Raw genomic sequence first — 1,245 nt, forward strand, 5'->3', positions numbered from 1 at the left:
AGCATAGGTAGATTGTAGAAGCCTTAGTTTTCTCAAAAAACACTACCTAGACGCTATATATCTCATTTGTAAACCACACACGAGAACCAGTAAAAACAATGCGATCGTTAGAAACTATAGCGTATACCTAAAACTCCTTGCAGAGACTGCTTCGTTGTACGTCCCTTGACATAATGAGCTTGTGCATAAAGCTTTAATTTATCGCTCATAAAATGACTCAAACCAACCCCTAATTTCCCTGCATTGCCAGACAAGTCAGTGGTAAATTGATGGATTTCATTAATCTTCGTATGATTGTCGTCTTTATTCTCACGCAACCATGATGCTGTAAAATAAAATAAAGATGAACTCTCTATTCCGGATCCAAACTCGTATCCTAAAGATAATCCTACCTCGCTACGCAGCGAAGTAAAGCGATTTATAGCACCTGTCATTTCATTAGAAAGTCTTATTTCTTTCCCTGAAACCTGTAACCAAGTGAATTGTCCATAAGGTTGGAACCAACTATTCTGAGAAGTCTTTATACGATAACCTGCTTCAAAGGATGACCCCACTACCCATTGATCATAATTGCCTGCAACAGACAAACTATTCGTTGAAACAGCTTTCAGAGTATTTTGATCATAATTATATTTCAAAATACCATCTACATACCATCCACTGTGATCAAAATAAGTCGCATAAGCTCCAATGCCATAAGTATTTACGCTACTCGCACCACCTCGTGCATGGGCAATCCGCGCGTGATCATAACTACCAAAACCACCGATATAAAAGTCCCCATTTGACCATTCACTTAAACCATTAAGGCCTAACACTATACCTGTTTGGTCGAGTTTAAAGTCTATATGACCTGCAGAAATGATCTCTTTGCTTTTGATCACATATGTCCACAGACCAGCACTTTTCTTATTCCTATCCAAAACTCCTCTTCCAATGCGCACGGACTGCAACTCATTATGAAAAATAAGACTTGGCGCTACAGCCATAGACAACACTGCATCTGTAGAGGGCGTTGTCAAAAAGTGAGAAACTGATACCTCCTCACTCAATGATGGAGAAAATGGCTCAAGAATAGGTGAACGCAAAGTCACTTGATCTACTTGTGATGAAGTATTTAACGTAACAGCATGATGTTGTTTGTCATCAGAAGGATGATTACCATCTTGATGTGAGATCTGCTGTACCGGAAGTACGGAAGGTGACGAAACAGAAACTTGCTGGTCCCCTCTCAAGTGCCGAGGT

Annotated in this window: 1 protein-coding gene; it reads right to left on the reverse strand. The window is 39.9% G+C overall.

All coding sequences use genetic code 11. From position 1 onward, the window contains the following. Positions 1–107: 107 nt before the first annotated feature. On the reverse strand, positions 108–1,245 hold a 1,138-nt coding region (locus ABID23_RS08045), incomplete at its 5' end, for an autotransporter outer membrane beta-barrel domain-containing protein (protein ID WP_354190980.1).

Source organism: Bartonella silvatica (assembly GCF_040545155.1).
Taxonomy (GTDB): domain Bacteria; phylum Pseudomonadota; class Alphaproteobacteria; order Rhizobiales; family Rhizobiaceae; genus Bartonella; species Bartonella silvatica.